This window comes from Mesorhizobium sp. Cs1299R1N1 (genome assembly GCF_037179655.1).
Taxonomy (GTDB): Bacteria; Pseudomonadota; Alphaproteobacteria; order Rhizobiales; family Rhizobiaceae; genus Mesorhizobium; species Mesorhizobium salmacidum.
The window spans coordinates 146,781-163,334 of sequence record NZ_JAPYKR010000010.1 but is presented as its reverse complement, the minus strand read 5'-3'; the positions used below and the strand labels follow the sequence as shown (position 1 = coordinate 163,334).

The window sequence follows — 16,554 nt, the reverse complement described above, 5'->3', positions numbered from 1 at the left end:
CGCCTCTTCCTTCTCCCACAACAAGGGGAGAAGGGAAGAAGCTCCTCAATGCCGGAAATGCCGCACGCCTGTGAACACCATGGCGATGCCGTGTTCGTCGGCGGCGGCGATGACGTCGTCGTCGCGCATCGAACCGCCCGGCTGGATCACGGCGGTGGCACCGGCTTCGATGGCCGACAGCAGGCCGTCGGCGAAGGGAAAGAAGGCGTCCGAAGCGACCACCGAGCCCTTGGTCAAAGGCTCCGCCATGCCTGCCGTCTCCGCCGCGTCGACCGCCTTGCGCGCGGCGATGCGTGAGGAATCGACCCGGCTCATCTGGCCGGCGCCGATGCCGACGGTGGCACCGTCCTTGGCATAGACGATGGCGTTCGACTTGACGTGCTTGGCGACGCGGAAGGCGAATTTCAGATCGGCCATTTCGCTGGGCGTCGGCGCGCGCTTCGTCACCACCTTCAATTCGAGGTCGTCGACCACGGCATTGTCGCGGCCCTGGACGAGCAGGCCACCGGAAACCGACTTGACCGTCGTGCCTGCCGTGCGCGGGTCGGGCAGGCCGCTGGTGACCAGCAGGCGCAAATTCTTCTTGGCAGCTATGATTGCCGCGGCCTCGTCGGTGGCGTCGGGGGCGATGATCACCTCGGTGAAGGTTTTCACGATTTCCTCGGCCGCCTCGGCGTCAAGGGTGCGGTTCAAGGCGACGATGCCGCCGAAGGCCGAGACCGGGTCGCAGGCGAGCGCCTTGGCGTAGGCCGCTTTCAGCGACGTACCTTCGGCCACGCCGCACGGATTGGCGTGCTTGATGATGGCGACGGCGGCCGAGCGGTTCGGATCGAACTCGCCGGCCAGTTCGAAGGCGGCATCGGTGTCGTTGATGTTGTTGTAGGATAGCTGCTTGCCCTGCAGCTGCCGCGCCGTGGCGACGCCTGGCCGCTTGTCGCCATTGACGTAGAAGCCGGCATCCTGATGCGGGTTTTCGCCGTAGCGCATGACCTCGGCAAGCCTGCCGCCGAAGGCGCGCCAGGTCGGATGCTCGATCTCCAGCGCCTCGGCGAACCAGCCCGAGATCGCCGCGTCATAGGTGGCGGTGCGGGCGAAGGCCTTGGCCGCCAGCTTCTTGCGGAAATCCAGCGACAGCGAGCCGATGTTCATCTCCAGCGCGTTGAGCACCGCGGCGTAGTCGCCGGGATCGGTGACAATGGCGACATAGGCATGGTTCTTGGCCGAGGCGCGGATCATCGCCGGGCCGCCAATGTCGATATTCTCGACGATCGCCGCGTAGTCGGCGCCGGAGCGGCGGACTTCCTCGAACGGATAAAGGTTGGAGACGACAAGATCGATCGGCTCGATGCCGTATTTGCGCATCGCCAATGCATGCTCGGGATCGTCGCGCACGCCAAGCAGCGCGCCGTGCACGGACGGGTGCAGCGTCTTGACGCGGCCGTCCATGATCTCGGGAAAACCGGTGAGCTCGGAGACATCGCGCACCGCCATGCCGGCTTCGGCGATCGCTTTTGCCGTGCCGCCGGTGGAGACGAGCTCGACACCGGCCGCGGCCAGTGCCCTGACGAAATCGATCAGCCCGGTCTTGTCGAAGACGGAGAGCAAGGCGCGGCGGACGGGGACGAGGTCCGGGACGGGAATATTCTTGGCGGCGACGGCCATTGGCTGGCGGCCTTTCACGGCTGGTGTGATGGATGCCCGCGCCGTAGCATATGAGGCCCGGAAATCAAGCGTCGCGCGTCATTCGACGGTTTCATATGAAATTGAGGGCATCCAGTATAGGCTCATCTGCTCGCGATGGAGGAAAACCTATGGCATTCGTGCGTATTGGCCAGTTCAGGGCTTTGCCGGACACGACGGAGCGGTTGCGGGACGTCTACGAGGCCGAGGCGATCCCCGCCATCCGCGCTGCCGAGGGCAATATCAGCGCCGTGCTGCTGCAGCAGCACCAGGCGCGCGACACGTTCATGGCAATCACCGTTTGGAGCACGGCAGAGGATGCCGAGCGCTATGACCGAAGCGGCGAGGCGGCGGCGATGGTCGACAAGATCCGCTTCGCCTTCGCCGGTCCGCCATCGCTCAGCACCTATGACGCCTTCGGTATCCCGCATCAAGCTTGAGCCGACTGGGTTGGCGGCGGTTCAGTTGTTTTCGGGATAACCGGCGATCTTTGTCCGCGTCAGCTGCCAATGGACTTCGGCAATTTCGGACGCCTTGAAGGCGAGCACGATCTGGCGGCTGCGGCGCGGCCCGCCCAGACCGGCGAAATAGATCGATTCCTCCACCTCGGGCATGACTTCGCCCGAGGTGAACACCCAAGTGTCGGCCTGATCGGCGGTCAGCACCAGCCGCTCCTGTTCGTCCTGCAGCAGATTGATGTCCGGATGGACGTGAAAGCGCACCGTGATGAAATCGCGGCCGCTGTTGCGGATCGCGGCGTTGCCGGGCCGCTGGAACCGGTCCCGGCCCGCCAGCACGTTGCCGTCCGAGGAGAGTTTCAGCTCGCGCTCGTGCAGGAAGCCGAAACGCTGCAGATAGCCGTCATGGCGGGCGATGAAGCCGTGGACACCCTTCTGGTCGATCCGCTTGCACTGCACTTGCTGCGGGCCGCCGATCAATGGTGAACCCAACTGGTCGTTGACCCGCAGCGCGTGGGTGAAACGCGCCGAAGACGTGTCGTTGATGGTGGCTGTCGAATGCGCTGCGGTGGCGCGGGCCAGTGGCCGGAACTCGGCAGCGCCGTAGGTGTCGATGCCGGCATTGACGATATAGTGCTGGCGGCCCGACGACAGTTCGAAGGCGAGGCAGCCGGCATGCGCTGCATTGGACACGTCGACCGGCGGCGGCAGGCCGGTATCGGCGATCACGGTGGTGCCGCCGATCGCCAGCCGTTCATAGCCCGAATGCGGCGCATGCAGCAGCGGGGAGCCGGCGGTGTCGTCATGGCGCAGGATGGTGGCGATGCGGTCATGGATTGTGGCGCCCATGCCGTTGAAGCGGGCGAGGCTGCCATCCTGATGGCGGAAGAAGCGCAGCGCCGGCAGCATGCGGTCGATGGCGCCGATCAGCGCCTGCGGCGGCGCTTCGGCCTGGTTGGCATAGGTCTGGCGCAGCGGCAGGAGGTCGGCGAGGATTTCCAGCACCGCCATTGGATTGCGCGAGATATGGCCGCCGTCGGCAAGGATCTGGCGATTGAGTTCCCCGGCAAGGTTGCGGGTGGCGCCGCGCAGCGCGGAGGCCGGCGCCGGCAGGGACAGTGCCGCGAAGGCCAGCGCGATACGGGCGCGCAGCCGGTCCTTGCCGTCGGGCATTTCGCGCGCCATCGACCTGAGATAGCGGATCTGCATGGCCAGCGATTTCAGGAAAGCGCGGTAAAAGGGGAACTCGGCGCCCTGCAGCACGACGGAGGAATGCTGCAGCCAGGCGATGATGCGTTTGGCCGTCGTGCCTGGCTCCCAGGCGATGCCTGAAATATGGTTGCCATGCATGGCGATCCAGTCGGAGACGAGCGCGCGGGCGTTTGCCGCGGCGAGCTCCGTGCCGGCGGCACGCATGTGGCGCAGCCAGCGAAAGCCATGCAGCGTCTTCTGCCACCCGTGATTGGGGACATTGATCTGGAAAGGGGATTTGCCGCCGGTCTCGACCAGATGGCCAGACAGGGGATAGCGGCCGTAATAGATCTCGAGTGCGATCTGTGGGTCGGCGAGGCGCAGGTCCGGCGGCGCGATCAGGACACGTTCGGGCGTGCGGCCGGAATAGCGCCAGCGATAGACCGGGCTGGCACGCAGGCGCCGGCGCGTCTTGCGCCAGAACTCCTTCGCGACCAGCGTCCACAGACGCGTCGTGTTGCTGGCAGCCAGTGCCAAAACCCCTCCTGGTCGTCCTCTATCCCAAGCACAAGCTTATATGATTCAAGAACTTATGCGAAGGCGAATTCCATAGGACGGCGCCGGGTCCCCTGCTTTTGGACCGGTTCCTTCCTAAAAAAATCTGCAAATCCCAGTGCTTAGGCCGAGGTTCGACGCATGCGCGCGGCGAAGAAGCCGTCCAGCCCGGAGCGCTCCGGCGCGCCGAGGTCAAGATCGGCGGGCGTGGTGCGCAGTATGCCTTGCGGCGTCAGGAACGAATCGATGCCGGCGATCTCGCCTTGCCGCAGCGGATCGTCAATGACCGCAGCCGTGTCCTTGAGAAAGGAACGATGCAGTTCTTCGCCTTCGAGCGGGTCGAGCGAACAATTGGAAAAGACGATCCGGCCGCCGGGCCTGACCAGTGTAACGGCGCGAGCGAGCAGCCTGCGTTGCAGGTCGGCGAGTCTTTCGACGTCCGCCGCCGTCTTGGTCCACGGCACGTCCGGATGTCGCCGCACCGTGCCCGTCGAGGAACATGGCGCGTCGAGCAGCACGGCGTCGAACAATTCGCTGGGCTCGTATTTGAGCAGGTCGGCCTGGACGATTTCGGCGGAGAGGCCGAGGCGGTCGAGATTCTGCGCCAGCCGCGCCAGGCGGTTCTTCGAGGTGTCTACCGCTGTGACCCTGGCGCCAGCGAGAATGAGCTGCGCGGTCTTGCCGCCGGGCGCTGCGCAAAGGTCGGCGACGCGCAGGCCGGTGACATCGCCGAACAGCCGGGCGGGAAGGCTGGCCGCCGCATCCTGGACCCACCATGCCCCCTCCGCGAAGCCCGGCAATTCCGTGACGGCGCAGGCTAGCTTCTCCACCCGAACCGTTCCCGTGGGCAGGACAATGCCGCCGAGCTTTTCGGCCCAGAGTTCGGCATCGGCCTTGACCGAGAAATCGACCGGCGCCTCGTGGCGATGGGCAGCCAGGATCTGCCGGGCCTTCTCGGTGCCATAGGCGGCCTTCAGCCGGTCGGAAAACCATTTTGGCGCTTCGTCTGTGGCGGCAAGCGCGGCCGGAAGCTCGACTTCCTTGGCTCGCGCCAGCGTGCGCAGCACGCCGTTGACCAGGCCGGAAAAGCGCTGCGTGCGCGGGTCGGATTTGGCGTGGGTCACGGCAAGGTCGACGGCGGCGCTGTCGGGGATGTCGAGGAACAGGATCTGCGCTGCCGCCACATGCAGTATGTGCGACAAGGCGGTCGCGTTGGGCGGCAGCGGCTTTTCCAGGCGCCGCGCCAGCAGTCCCGATATCGTCATGCGGTAGCGCAACGCGGTGACTAGTATGGCGCGCACCAGGCCACGGTCGCGCAAATCGAGTGCCCTGTATTGCGGGTGGCCGTTCTCGTGGTCGGTCAGGCCGTCAAGCGGCGTGCGGGCGTCGATGACTGCGGCCAGCAGCCGCGCCGCAGCCTTCCGCGCGGCGAGACCGGCAACGAACTCGCCGCCGGCATTGTGTTCCTGATCGCCTGAAACCGTGCGTCGAAGTGCTCTGCCCGCCACGCTCACGACCACCGGCCCTTGGGCCCGGTCGGGTTGCGACCCCACGGATTGGATTTCGGGCTGGCCGGTTCGGCCGACGGTTCCGGTTCGGCCGGCTTGCCCCACGGTCCGGCCGATTGCGGCTCGTCCGCTTGCGATGGCGTCGGTGCCTGGCGCTGCGCGGTTCGCGGAGCGCCATCGCCCATCTGCCGCGCCATTGCGTGCAGGGCGGCGATGCGGTTGTCGGTGCTCGGATGGGTGGAGAACAGACTGTCCATGCGCTCGCCATGCAGGGGATTGATGATGAAGAGATGCGCCATCGCGGGATTGCGCTCGGCATCGGGGTTGGGAATGCGTTCGGCCCCGCGGGCGATCTTGTCAAGCGCGGAGGCCAGCCATAGCGGGTGTCCACAGATTTCGGCGCCGCGCCGGTCGGCCTCATATTCGCGGGTGCGGCTGACCGCCATCTGCACGATCATGGCCGCGAAGGGCGCGACGATCATCGCCGCCAGCACGCCGACAAAGCCGAACGGGTTGTTGTCGCGGTTGCCGCCAAGGAAAAAGGCGAAATTGCCGAGCATCGAGATGGCACCGGCAAAGGTGGCGACGATGGTCATGGTCAGCGTGTCGCGGTGCTGGACGTGGGCGAGCTCATGCGCCATCACGGCGGCGACCTCTTCATGGGTCAGCCGCTGCAGCAGGCCGGTGGAGGCGGCTACGGCCGCGTTCTGCGGATTGCGGCCGGTGGCAAAGGCATTCGGCTGCGGATTGTCGATCAGATAGGTTTTCGGCATCGGCAGCCCGGCCTGTTTGGCCAGTGCCTGGACGATGGCGTAATATTCCGGCGCGTTCTTCTCGTCGACCTCGACGGCGCGGTTCATCGACAGCACCATCTTGTCGGCGTTCCAGTAGCTGAACAAATTGGTGCCGGCAGCGACCAGCAGGGCGATCATCATGCCGCCCGAACCGCCGATCAGGAAGCCGACGCCCATGAACAGCGCAGTCATGGCGGCGAGAAGCATGGCGGTGCGAATGGTGTTCATCGTCTGCTCCTGTCCGGATGGTGGTGAAAAAGGGTCGATCCTCGTGAGGTCATCGCTATATGATGGGAAACGCCTGTTCCTGTTTCAATCCGCTCGAGATATCGCATGAACGATGAAACCAGTAAAACGCCGGCCGGCACGAATGACGGCGAGCCGCCAAAAGAGCTGACGCCCGCCGCCCGCCGCGCGCTGCAGGAAGCCGAGGCAAGGCGGCAAGACTACCGCCGCAAGGAAGCAGCACTGCCCCGGGAAATAGGCGGCCGCGGCGGCAAGGAACCCGGCCGCTATGGCGACTGGGAGGTGAAAGGCCTGACCAGCGACTTCTAAGGCATGTTGATATTCAGGTGAGGCCGAATCTCGGCACACTCCAGGCCGCGCTGCACTCTAAGCTGCGTTGCGCTGCGGCTCGAGCGCGACCCAGCCGCGTTCGTCGACGGTGATGTCGATTTCGTCGTAACCGGCGATCGCGGCATGCTGTGTTGCCAGGGGATGCTGGTGCGTGGCGTTGATCACCATGACCGACGCTCCCGCCGCCTCCGCCGCCGCGATGCCAGCCGGGGCATCCTCGAACACCAGGCAGTCACACGCGTCGAAGCCAAGCCGTCTTGCGCCGAGCTGGAAGCAGTCGGGCGCCGGCTTGCCACGGGAAACATCCTCCGCCGCGACGAGGACCCCAGGGACAGGAATGCCGGCGACCTTCATGCGTGCAAGCGCCAACGAGCGTGGCGCCGAGGTTACGATCGCCCAGCGCTCCGGCGGCAGCGCGTTGAGAAACGCCACGGCACCGGAGATCTGGAGGATGCCCTCGAGATCGTCGGCCTCGGCCTTCAGCAGTAAATCGGCTTCGTGTGTCGGGTCGACGCCCGGGAGTGCAAGGGCGGTGATGGTCTCGATCGCGCGCACGCCATGAATTGTCGGCAGGAAGGCCGCGACGTCGAGGCCGTGGCGCAGCGCCCAGTCGCCCCAGACCCGCTCCGCCGAGGCGATGGAATTGATGAGCGTGCCGTCCATATCGAAGAGGAAGGCGGCGAATTTTTTGCCAGCAAACATGATTTTCCTTGAAGTCGGGGGGGAGGGTGTCGAGGGAGGACGCAACCGTAACGCCAAGGTGCCGACATGGAAAGGCGCGAGTGCGCTTTTGGGTCGCGGTCCAGGGAACCACCGTCACCTTGCAACGTTTGAAACCGTACAATTCCCATCGCGCGAACCAGGGGACGACGCCCATGCTGATACGCCTCGGCTACGAGATCGCGATTGAATGCGCCGAGGCAACCCCGGTGATTTCTCTGCTCGAAATCCACAAGGACAGGCGGGCCGACATCAAGCGGCAGACGCGTGTGCTCATCTCGCCATCGGTGCCGACCAGACTCTATCACGACCTGCATGGCAATGCCTGCCGCCGTTTTACCGCGCCCGCCGGCGGCTTTCGCATCCTCTACGACGCGGTTGTCGAGGACAGTGGCGAGACGGACGAGGTCAACACGCTGGCCCGGGAAATGCCGGTCGCCGAGTTGCCCGACGAGGTGCTCTTCTATCTCCTGGGCAGCCGCTATTGCGAGACAGATCATCTGAGCAATCTCGCCTGGCAGCTTTTCGGCCATCTTCCGTCCGGTTGGGCGCGGGTGCAGGCGATTGTCGACTATGTCCACAACCGCCTGTCCTTCGGCTATGGCTATGCGCGTTCGACCCGCACCGCCGCGCAGGCGCACGAGGAACGCGTCGGAGTGTGCCGCGACTTCGCCCATCTGGCGATCACGCTTTGCCGGTGCATGAACATTCCGGCGCGCTACGTGAACGGCTATCTCGGCGACATCGGCGTGCCGGCCGATCCGGCGCCGATGGATTTCTCGGCCTGGATGGAAGCGTTCCTCGACGGCAAGTGGTACACGTTCGATCCGCGCCACAACCGGCCCAGGGTTGGTCGGGTCGTCATCGCGCGCGGCCGCGACGCCACCGACGTTCCCTTGCTGCACAGTTTCGGCCCGCACCGGCTCACCTTGTTCAAGGTATGGACCTACGAACAGGAAGGCAGGCTGTTCAATCCACCCCACCGCGGTATCGACAGGACAGTCAGCGCGCAGGTGCTGGCCTAGCTCTCGGCGTCAGCCATTTTCGAGTCCGCCTGACCTGAATCTCAACGCGTTGCTAATGCATGTCGCCCGGAAGTGTCCTCGGTTCCGGGACAACGACATGCATAAAATCAGAAGCTTACAGCAGGTCGGGCGAATCCCATTCGCCGCGACATGCTGTAGGTTTGTGCCATGCCTCGCAACCCTGGGACAGTTGGTCCGCTTCGGCACAGAAGGCCTGTGCCGCAATAGGACGTCGCCAAGGCTTCGGCGATTGCCTGTCTCGAGCATGGTAAGCGCCTGGTAAACGCGGCGACGATCGTGGTTTTTCGTTTACCAGTCGTTCACCTTTGCGAAGGTCGAGAGCAAGCAAAAACAACGGTTTGATCTCTGGCCGGAGGTGTCCTGGCGTGAGGTGGCGTCATCCGGCTGGAATCCTGCATTGCCCTGTCCGCGGCGACGAGGCCGAGGCAAGCGGAGGCGGTTGGATGCGGAATTACGGGGGTCTTGTTCACGCGGTCGGCGGGTTCGCCAGAGATCGCGGTGGAAATTTCGCGGTCCTGTTCGGCTTTGCTGCCTCGGTCTTGGCGCTGGTCGCGGGCTTTTCGGTCAATGTCACCCAGCTCTACAATGCCAAATCGAGCCTGCAGGGCGTCGTCGACGCGGCGGTGACATCGACGGCACGTGACCTGACCACCGGCGCCATCAAGGAGGCCGACGCAAACAAATCCGTGCAGGCCTTTCTCGACGCCAACGCTACCGCCGGAATTCTGCAGGCCGGCCAAGTCATTCTTGACCGGCTGATCGTCGACAAGATTGCAAAAACGGTCCAGGTGGACGCCCACGTCGATGTTGCCCTGTTCTTCCCGATTTTCGGCACGGACGATGCGAGGCGGGTCACTGCTTCGACAACATCGCTCTATTCGGACAAGACCATCGAAGTGGCGATGATGCTCGATGTAACCGGATCGATGGCCGGTCAGAAAATCAAGGACCTGAGAACCGCGGCCGCCAATGCGGTGGACAGCTTTCTAGGCACTCAGGACCCGAACAAGCCGCGCGTTCGCCTCTCCATCGTGCCCTACGCCAACTCGGTCAATACCGGCCAACTTGCGGCCAGCAGCGTCTATGTGGAAGCCAATGCCAGTCAGCGCAAGCAGGCGCCCGGCAATGCGAGCGCTCAACCTGCTTCGGCATCCCCGCGTCCGGACAATTGCGCCACCGAACGCAAGGGGACCGATCAATATTCGGACGCGGGTCCTGGCTCCAGCATGGTCAACCGCGACTATCTTTTGTCGAGCTTCGCTGCAAACACAAACACAGCGGCTTGCCCGGCCGCCGCACTCGTCCCTTTGACGGCTGACGTCGCCACGCTCAAGAATGTCATCAAGAATCTTGGCGCCTCGGGGGGTACTGCCGGCCACATCGGCGTTCAATGGACCTGGTATATGCTGTCGGAAAGCTGGGGCGGCGTGCTCAATGCCTCTCAGCGGCCAGCCAAATTCGATCCCAAGAAAGTTGGTAAGTACGCGATCCTTATGACAGACGGAGAATTCAACCTATCCTATTTCGACGCGACCAGCGTTGGCGGAGTCTATAACGATGCCGGCAAGGAAACGACCCGCACCGCCGCGACAAAACTCTGCGCCGCCATGCGCGACAAAGGCATAGAGATCTTCACGATCGGCTTCAAACTCGATGAGACGAATGCAGCTTCGACACTCCAGAATTGTGCCAGCCCCGATACCGGGTCGGTCAAGCACTTCTACCAGGCCGCCGATGGCGCCGAACTGGATTCGGCGTTTCAGACAATCGCCCGCAACATCGAAACCCTTGCTTTGACGAAGTAGGACCGGGCCCAAACGGAAAAGGCCGCCGCTTCTTTCGAAGCCGGCGGCCTTCCGTGTTTCCGTCCATGGCGCGGCTCAATGGCGGTGACGTTCACGTCACCCGCCGCGCATCTCGCGCCTTAACGGGAAGACTGCTTCCCGAAAGTGCAATCCGCTGAGGCCACGTTCTGGAAAACGAAATCACTCGACATCGGATCACCTCCTTTCGATTTGTTGAACACACCCTCATGATGGGGTGCGTTGCAGCAAATGACAAGTGCCATGCTGAAAAAGGCGTCCTTGCCGGAAGATGGCGCCGCATGCTTTGGCTTGCGATCCAGGTCCCGAACGGACAAGATTGAGCCATCGACAGCGGGGAAGGGTATGGACGCCACCGAAAGAGCTGCGCGCATCGTTCGAACGGTAGTCGAGGCGGTGAAGCCCGGCTTCGCGGTCAGGCTGTGGACCGGCGAGCGGATCGGCCCCGCCACCGGCCCCGTGCTGGTCATCAACGACCACGACATTGTCTGGCAGATCGTTCGCCGACCGTCCCTGTCGACCCTTATCGAGATGTGGATTTCCAAGGCAGTCGACATCGAGGATGGATCGCTGTTCGATTTCTACGCCCTGCCTTCGACGGGCAAGTTGCGGTCGAAGCTGAAGGCATTGCCGAAACGGGCGCTTCTGCGTGACTTGCCGGCGGTGCTGTTTTCGAGAAAGCAGATGGCGTCGCGGGTTGATCTCGCCGGTCGCAACCCGTTCGTCAGCGGCTCCAGCAAGGAGGCGATCCAGCATCACTATGATATCTCGAATGCCTTCTACGGGCTCTTTCTCGACGAGCGCATGGTCTATAGCTGCGGGTATTTCCAGGATTTCGCAAACGGCATCGACGAGGCGCAGGTCGACAAGCTCGACCATATCTGCCGCAAGCTTCGGCTGAAACCCGGTGAAAGATTGCTCGACATCGGCTGCGGCTGGGGCGCGATGCTGATCCACGCCGCGAAAAATTATGGTGTCGTCGGACACGGCGTCTCGCTGTCGCAGGCCCAGACCTCGCTAGCCCGTGAGCGCATTCGCGCCGAGGGTCTGGAGGACAAGATCACCATCGAGATAAAGTCCTACGCAGAGCTCACCGGCACCTTCGACAAGATATCGTCCATCGGTATGTTCGAGCATCTGGGCCTGGCAAACCATGCGGCCTACTTTTCCGCTGTCCACCGGCTGCTGAAACCGGGCGGCATCTATCTGCATCACGCCATCACAAGGCGCAGCAAGGGCGACATCAAGAAGACCCTGCGCAAGGGGCCGGAATACAAGGCGCTGATCAAATACATCTTCCCGGGTGGCGAGCTCGACACGATCGGCATGACGCTAGGCAATCTCGAAGCGCACGGCTTCCTCGTCTACGATGTCGAGAATTTGCGCGAGCACTATGCCCGCACCTGCAGGCTGTGGGCCGAGCGTCTGCAGGCGCGGTTCGGCGAGGCGATCGCCGAGGTCGGCGAAGCCAAAGCGCGGCTGTGGCTGCTTTACCTGAGCGGCTGCTCCATCATCTTCGAACGCGCCTCGGCGCAGATATTCCAGACCGTCGCCACCAAACGCGCGCGAGGCCCGAGCGGCCTGCCACCGACGCGGGCGGATCTTTATCGGTAGGCTTGGGTCGGCAGGTCAGACAAACCGCATCGGCGCGCCGATCTCGACACGGCCGGGCTGGTCGACGGTGCAATAGACGCCGAGATTGTGGGCGTTGTGGCGGACCAGATTGCGCAGGATCCCTGGATCATTGTCGAAACCGTCCTGGGCGATGATGGTGAAGCCGCAGCGGCGGCATGGCTCGGAGATGGTCAAGACGAGGTCGCCGATGGCGAGCTTGCGGCCGATCCATTCGGTTTCGGGAAACGAGCCGTCGACCGGAGCGATGTCGACGACGATGTTGGGGCGGAAGCGGCGGGGATCGGCGGCCCCTTCCGGATGCAGTTCCTCCAGCCGCGCTAGCGATGCCGTGGTCAGGAGATGGATCGGCGCCTTGCGATACCGCTCCGTGGTCAGTGGACCGTCATAGCCTGCGGCATTCTCCCTGCGGAACGGCCGGATCGAGGCGCCGAAGCCGAGATAGGCCGACACGGCGCGGTCGCATTCGGCGCTGGGTGCGGCGAGCCAGTCGCCATCGGGGATGGCGATTTCCAATTCGCCGCCGCGGCTCAGCCGGGTGCGGATGCGCGGCACCTTGTGCCATTTGGCGTCACGATCGGGCCGGGCGATCTCGTTGTCCGAGATGTCGACGAGGCCGAACATACGGTCGCCCTCGATGCTGTCGGTGCCGATCAGGATGGCGCCCTGGCGCTCGCCGGCGAGCGAACTCGCCGGATAGCGCCACAACTGGGTGACGGTGCCCAATGCCGCGTCTTCCCGCATCAGCCCTTCTTGTTCTGCCGGTTGGCGATGAGGTCGTCGACCACGGCCGGATCGGCAAGCGTCGAGGTGTCGCCGAGTGCGGAAAAATCGTCCTCGGCGATCTTGCGCAGGATGCGGCGCATGATCTTGCCCGAACGCGTCTTGGGCAGGCCGGGCGCGAACTGGATCTTGTCGGGCGTGGCGATGGCGCCGATCTCCTTGCGGACATGGGCGACGAGTTCCTTACGCAACTCCTCGCTCGGCTGCTCGCCGGCCATCAGCGTGACATAGCAATAGATGCCCTGGCCCTTGATGTCATGGGAATAGCCGACCACGGCGGCCTCGGAAACCTTGTCATGGCTGACCAGAGCCGATTCGACCTCGGCCGTGCCCATGCGGTGGCCTGAGACATTGATGACGTCGTCGACGCGGCCGGTGATCCAGTAGTAGCCGTCCGCATCGCGGCGGCAGCCGTCACCCGTGAAATATTTTCCCTTGTAGGCGGAGAAATAGGTCTGCACGAAACGGTCGTGATCGCCATAGACGGTGCGCATCTGGCCCGGCCAGGAATCTGTGATGCAGAGGTTGCCGTCGGCCGCACCGTCCACCACCTTGCCCTCGCTGTCGACCAGTTGCGGCTGGACGCCGAAGAAAGGCCGTGTCGCCGAGCCTGCCTTGAGGTCGGTAGCGCCCGGCAGCGGCGTAATCAGGATGCCGCCGGTCTCGGTCTGCCACCATGTGTCGACGATCGGCACCTTGCCGTCGCCGACGACGTTGAAATACCACTCCCAGGCTTCCGGGTTGATCGGCTCGCCGACCGAGCCCAGCACGCGCAGCGATTTTCGCGATGTCTTGGTGACATGCGCGTCGCCGGCGCCCATCAGCGCGCGCAGCGCTGTCGGGGCGGTGTAGAAGATGTTGACCTTGTGCTTGTCGATGACTTCCCAGAAGCGCGACTGCGAGGGGTAGTTCGGCACACCCTCGAACATCAGCGTGGTGGCGCCGTTGGCGAGCGGTCCATAGACGATGTAGCTGTGGCCGGTCACCCAGCCGACATCGGCGGTGCACCAGTAGATGTCGCCGTCATGACAGTCGAAGACATATTGGTGCGTCATCGACACGTAGACGAGATAGCCGGCGGTGGTGTGAAGCACGCCTTTCGGCTTGCCGGTCGAGCCCGACGTGTAGAGGATGAACAGAGGATCCTCGGCCTTCATCTTCTCCGGCTTGCACTCAGGCTTCACCGTCGCGACTTCGTCGTGATACCAGACATCGCGCCCCGGCGCCCAGCCGATCTTGCCGCCCGTGCGGCGCACGACCACGACGGTCTTGACCTTGACATGGTGCTTGGCGGCAACGTCGATCGCCTTGTCGGTGTTCTCCTTCAGAGGAATGGGTTTTCCTCCGCGCAGACCCTCATCCGATGTGATGACGAAGGTCGATTCGCAGTCGACGATGCGGCCGGCCAAGGCGTCCGGCGAGAAGCCGCCGAAGACGACCGAATGGATGGCGCCGATACGCGTGCAGGCCAGCATCGCGTAAGCCGCCTCCGGGATCATCGGCATGTAGATAGTGACGCGGTCGCCTTTTTTGACGCCGTGCTTCTTCATCACATTGGCAAGCCGGCAGACATGCTCGTAGAGCTCGTTGTAGGTGACTTTCCTGTCGTCGTAGGGGTTGTCGCCTTCCCAGATGATGGCGGTCTGGTCGCCGCGCTTCTTCAGGTGGCGGTCGATGCAATTATACGAGACGTTGGTCTGGCCATCCTCGAACCACTTGATCGAGACCTTGCCGTCGAAGGAGGTGTTCTTGACCTTGGAGAAGGGCTTGAACCAGTCGATCCGCTTGCCGTGCTTGCCCCAAAACTTGTCCGGGTTCTTCACGCTGTCGGCATACCATTTGAGGTAAGTGTCATTGTCGATCAGCGCGTTCTTCTTCCACGCCGGCTGGACGCGATGGACATGAACCTCGGACATTTCTTGGCTTTCCTCCCGAACCAATCCGCGGGCTTGAAACGCCCGCGGGATCGCGGCGACGCAGCCGCGAATTCGGCGGCATTATTACCAGTTCCGCCGCGACGGCAACATTAGACGTTGGATTCGCGTGGCGGGATGCCGCAGGGGCGCTTTTCGAGGCTGTCAGCACTCGACGCGGTTCGCTGCTAACTGCATGTTTTTGTGGGAAAAGTTCGTTCTGCGATCAAGAAAAATCAATAGACAGTTAAGTAACGGCGCGCACAATTGGTGCTTGGGAGGACAGGAGAATCAACCTTGGGGACCGCAATGCGCGACCATCTTGAAATGGACCTGATGCTCAAAGGCTACGGCCTGACCACGGCCAAGATTCTTTATCATTTTCCCGACCACCCGCATCTCCTGCAGAGCTTCGTCTGGCAGGACTACGACATCGCTCCGAAGTTTCCAGTGCTGATCAGGTTCATCGAATTCTGGAAGGCCAAGCTCGACGGGCCGCTGCATTCGGTCAGCTACACGCACCAGAAGCTGATCGCGCCGAACGAGTGGCGCAAGGTGGATGGCGAGTTCGTGCTGCACTGAACGATGGCAACGCGACGATGGCTGTTGAGGTAGGCACCCTACGGCGCCCCCCTCTGTCCTGCCGGACATATTCCCCTCAAGTGGGGAGATTGGCTGGTTCGGTGATGCCGCCGCTCTGTCAACGTTCGACATTGGCGAAAGCCATCGCGGCATCCGATCTCCCCCCACGAGGGGGAGATGGCCGGCAGGCCAGAGGGGGGCGCTATCCCTCGGCCTACCTCGTTAGCGGCCTCAATCAAACCGCCGGCGGGTTCAGCCGGGCAAAGCCTTCCTGACGCCGATAGGGGAAATAGGGGTATGGCGCGGTGACTTCGCTTGCGGCGTCGAGTTTTTTCACCTGCTCGGTCGTCAACGTCCAGCCGACGGCGCCGAGGTTCTGGCGCAGTTGCTCCTCGTTGCGGGCGCCGATGATGACGGAGGAGACGGTCGGGCGCCGCAGCAGCCAGTTGATCGCGATCTGCGGAACCGTCTTGCCGGTTTCCTCGGCCACCGCGTCGAGCGCATCCATGACCCGATAGAGGTGCTCATCCCCGACCGGCGGGCCGAAGCTGGCGGTCTCGTGCAGCCGGCTCTTTTCCGGCAAGGGCTGGCCGCGGCGGATCTTGCCGGTCAGGCGGCCCCAGCCGAGCGGGCTCCACGCCAGCGCGCCGAGGCCCTGGTCGAGGCCGAGCGGCATCAACTCCCATTCATAGTCGCGGCCGAGCAGCGAGTAGTAGACCTGATGCGCGACATAGCGTGGGTAGCCGTGCTTCTCCGCCAGGCCGAGCGACTTCATCACTTGCCAGCCGGAGAAGTTGGAGACGCCGACATAGCGCAGCTTGCCGGAGCGAACGAGGCCGTCCAGCGTCGACAGAACTTCCTCGATCGGCGTCCCGGCATCGAAGGCGTGCAACTGCAGCAGGTCGATATAATCGGTGCCGAGGCGCTTCAGCGCGGCGTCGACCGATTTGATCAGCCGCGAGCGCGATGAGCCATAGTCGGCCGGTCCGTCACCCATCGGCAGTGCGGTCTTGGTCGAGATCAGCACCGCGTCGCGGCGGCCCTTGATCGCTTCGCCGAGCACCTCCTCCGAGGCGCCGTTCGAATAGACGTCGGCGGTGTCGAACAAATTGACGCCGGCCTCGAGGCAGATGTCGATGAGGCGCCGCGCTTCGCTGGCGTCGCTGTTGCCCCAGGCACCGAACAGAGGGCCGGAACCGCCGAAAGTTCCGGCGCCGAATGAGAGCGCCGGGACTTTCAGGCCCGATGCGCCGAGACGTCGATAGTCCATTTTCTTGCTCCTGGTGGTTTGTG

14 protein-coding genes are annotated in these 16,554 nt (G+C 63.6%); 6 read left to right on the top strand and 8 right to left on the bottom strand.

Annotation, left to right across the window (positions count from 1 at the left end; genetic code table 11):
• Positions 1-45: 45 nt before the first annotated feature.
• Complete coding sequence (gene purH, locus O7A70_RS22455; RefSeq protein ID WP_337142400.1) at positions 46-1,662, bottom strand: bifunctional phosphoribosylaminoimidazolecarboxamide formyltransferase/IMP cyclohydrolase; 1,617 nt, start codon at positions 1,660-1,662, stop codon at positions 46-48.
• Between the two features lie 149 nt (positions 1,663-1,811).
• Here purH and O7A70_RS22450 point away from each other — a divergent pair, with 149 nt between their 5' ends.
• Positions 1,812-2,120, top strand: a complete 309-nt coding sequence (locus O7A70_RS22450; protein WP_337142399.1) for a putative quinol monooxygenase — start codon at positions 1,812-1,814, stop codon at positions 2,118-2,120.
• A gap of 21 nt (positions 2,121-2,141) precedes the next feature.
• Here O7A70_RS22450 and O7A70_RS22445 read toward each other — a convergent pair whose 3' ends face one another.
• From O7A70_RS22445 to htpX, 3 genes are all read right to left on the bottom strand, one after another.
• The gene (locus O7A70_RS22445) at positions 2,142-3,866 is read right to left on the bottom strand and encodes a heparinase II/III family protein (RefSeq protein WP_337142398.1); all 1,725 of its coding nucleotides are present in this window, start codon (positions 3,864-3,866) and stop codon (positions 2,142-2,144) included.
• 140 nt (positions 3,867-4,006) lie between these two features.
• Positions 4,007-5,398, bottom strand: a complete 1,392-nt coding sequence (locus tag O7A70_RS22440; RefSeq protein ID WP_337142397.1) for an RsmB/NOP family class I SAM-dependent RNA methyltransferase — start codon at positions 5,396-5,398, stop codon at positions 4,007-4,009.
• The gene (htpX, locus tag O7A70_RS22435; protein WP_337142396.1) at positions 5,395-6,414 is read right to left on the bottom strand and encodes a zinc metalloprotease HtpX; all 1,020 of its coding nucleotides are present in this window, start codon (positions 6,412-6,414) and stop codon (positions 5,395-5,397) included. The genes O7A70_RS22440 and htpX overlap by 4 nt, the downstream gene beginning before the upstream one ends.
• A 105-nt stretch (positions 6,415-6,519) precedes the next feature.
• Between htpX and O7A70_RS22430 the strand changes: the two genes are divergently transcribed.
• Entirely contained in the window at positions 6,520-6,741 is a 222-nt protein-coding gene (locus tag O7A70_RS22430; protein WP_337142395.1) for a DUF1674 domain-containing protein, read from the top strand.
• A 57-nt stretch (positions 6,742-6,798) separates the two neighbouring features.
• Here O7A70_RS22430 and O7A70_RS22425 read toward each other — a convergent pair whose 3' ends face one another.
• Positions 6,799-7,464 (bottom strand): HAD-IA family hydrolase, encoded by a 666-nt coding sequence (locus O7A70_RS22425; RefSeq protein WP_337142394.1) that lies wholly within the window; start codon positions 7,462-7,464, stop codon positions 6,799-6,801.
• 173 nt (positions 7,465-7,637) lie between these two features.
• On the opposite strand from O7A70_RS22425, the gene O7A70_RS22420 reads away from it, so the two are divergent.
• From O7A70_RS22420 to O7A70_RS22410, 3 genes are all read left to right on the top strand, one after another.
• On the top strand, positions 7,638-8,507 hold the full coding sequence (locus O7A70_RS22420; RefSeq protein WP_337142393.1) for a transglutaminase-like domain-containing protein: 870 nt from the start codon (positions 7,638-7,640) through the stop codon (positions 8,505-8,507).
• Positions 8,508-8,971: 464 nt separating this feature from the next.
• Positions 8,972-10,333: a pilus assembly protein gene (locus O7A70_RS22415; protein WP_337142392.1), complete on the top strand. Its 1,362-nt coding sequence runs from the start codon at positions 8,972-8,974 to the stop codon at positions 10,331-10,333.
• Between the two features lie 363 nt (positions 10,334-10,696).
• Complete coding sequence (locus O7A70_RS22410; RefSeq protein ID WP_337142391.1) at positions 10,697-11,965, top strand: cyclopropane-fatty-acyl-phospholipid synthase family protein; 1,269 nt, start codon at positions 10,697-10,699, stop codon at positions 11,963-11,965.
• Between the two features lie 15 nt (positions 11,966-11,980).
• Here O7A70_RS22410 and O7A70_RS22405 read toward each other — a convergent pair whose 3' ends face one another.
• Positions 11,981-12,727, bottom strand: a complete 747-nt coding sequence (locus O7A70_RS22405; protein ID WP_337142390.1) for an MOSC domain-containing protein — start codon at positions 12,725-12,727, stop codon at positions 11,981-11,983.
• The gene (gene acs, locus O7A70_RS22400; RefSeq protein WP_337142389.1) at positions 12,727-14,682 is read right to left on the bottom strand and encodes an acetate--CoA ligase; all 1,956 of its coding nucleotides are present in this window, start codon (positions 14,680-14,682) and stop codon (positions 12,727-12,729) included. The genes O7A70_RS22405 and acs overlap by 1 nt, the downstream gene beginning before the upstream one ends.
• 306 nt (positions 14,683-14,988) lie before the next feature.
• On the opposite strand from acs, the gene O7A70_RS22395 reads away from it, so the two are divergent.
• Positions 14,989-15,261, top strand: coding sequence for an usg protein (locus tag O7A70_RS22395; protein ID WP_337131146.1), 273 nt, complete (start codon positions 14,989-14,991; stop codon positions 15,259-15,261).
• Between the two features lie 235 nt (positions 15,262-15,496).
• On the opposite strand, the gene O7A70_RS22390 is transcribed toward O7A70_RS22395, so the two are convergent.
• Positions 15,497-16,531, bottom strand: coding sequence for an aldo/keto reductase (locus tag O7A70_RS22390; RefSeq protein ID WP_337142388.1), 1,035 nt, complete (start codon positions 16,529-16,531; stop codon positions 15,497-15,499).
• Between the last annotated feature and the right edge of the window lie 23 nt (positions 16,532-16,554).

Excerpts from the sequence above, each read along its gene's own strand:
- purH (WP_337142400.1), bottom strand. The coding sequence starts at position 1,662 with ATGGCCGTCGCCGCCAAGAATATTCCCGTCCCGGACCTCGTCCCCGTC.
- O7A70_RS22450 (WP_337142399.1), top strand. The coding sequence starts at position 1,812 with ATGGCATTCGTGCGTATTGGCCAGTTCAGGGCTTTGCCGGACACGACG.
- htpX (WP_337142396.1), bottom strand. The coding sequence starts at position 6,414 with ATGAACACCATTCGCACCGCCATGCTTCTCGCCGCCATGACTGCGCTG.
- O7A70_RS22430 (WP_337142395.1), top strand. The coding sequence starts at position 6,520 with ATGAACGATGAAACCAGTAAAACGCCGGCCGGCACGAATGACGGCGAG.
- O7A70_RS22425 (WP_337142394.1), bottom strand. The coding sequence starts at position 7,464 with ATGTTTGCTGGCAAAAAATTCGCCGCCTTCCTCTTCGATATGGACGGC.
- O7A70_RS22420 (WP_337142393.1), top strand. The coding sequence starts at position 7,638 with ATGCTGATACGCCTCGGCTACGAGATCGCGATTGAATGCGCCGAGGCA.
- O7A70_RS22415 (WP_337142392.1), top strand. The coding sequence starts at position 8,972 with ATGCGGAATTACGGGGGTCTTGTTCACGCGGTCGGCGGGTTCGCCAGA.
- O7A70_RS22410 (WP_337142391.1), top strand. The coding sequence starts at position 10,697 with ATGGACGCCACCGAAAGAGCTGCGCGCATCGTTCGAACGGTAGTCGAG.
- O7A70_RS22405 (WP_337142390.1), bottom strand. The coding sequence starts at position 12,727 with ATGCGGGAAGACGCGGCATTGGGCACCGTCACCCAGTTGTGGCGCTAT.
- acs (WP_337142389.1), bottom strand. The coding sequence starts at position 14,682 with ATGTCCGAGGTTCATGTCCATCGCGTCCAGCCGGCGTGGAAGAAGAAC.
- O7A70_RS22395 (WP_337131146.1), top strand. The coding sequence starts at position 14,989 with ATGCGCGACCATCTTGAAATGGACCTGATGCTCAAAGGCTACGGCCTG.
- O7A70_RS22390 (WP_337142388.1), bottom strand. The coding sequence starts at position 16,531 with ATGGACTATCGACGTCTCGGCGCATCGGGCCTGAAAGTCCCGGCGCTC.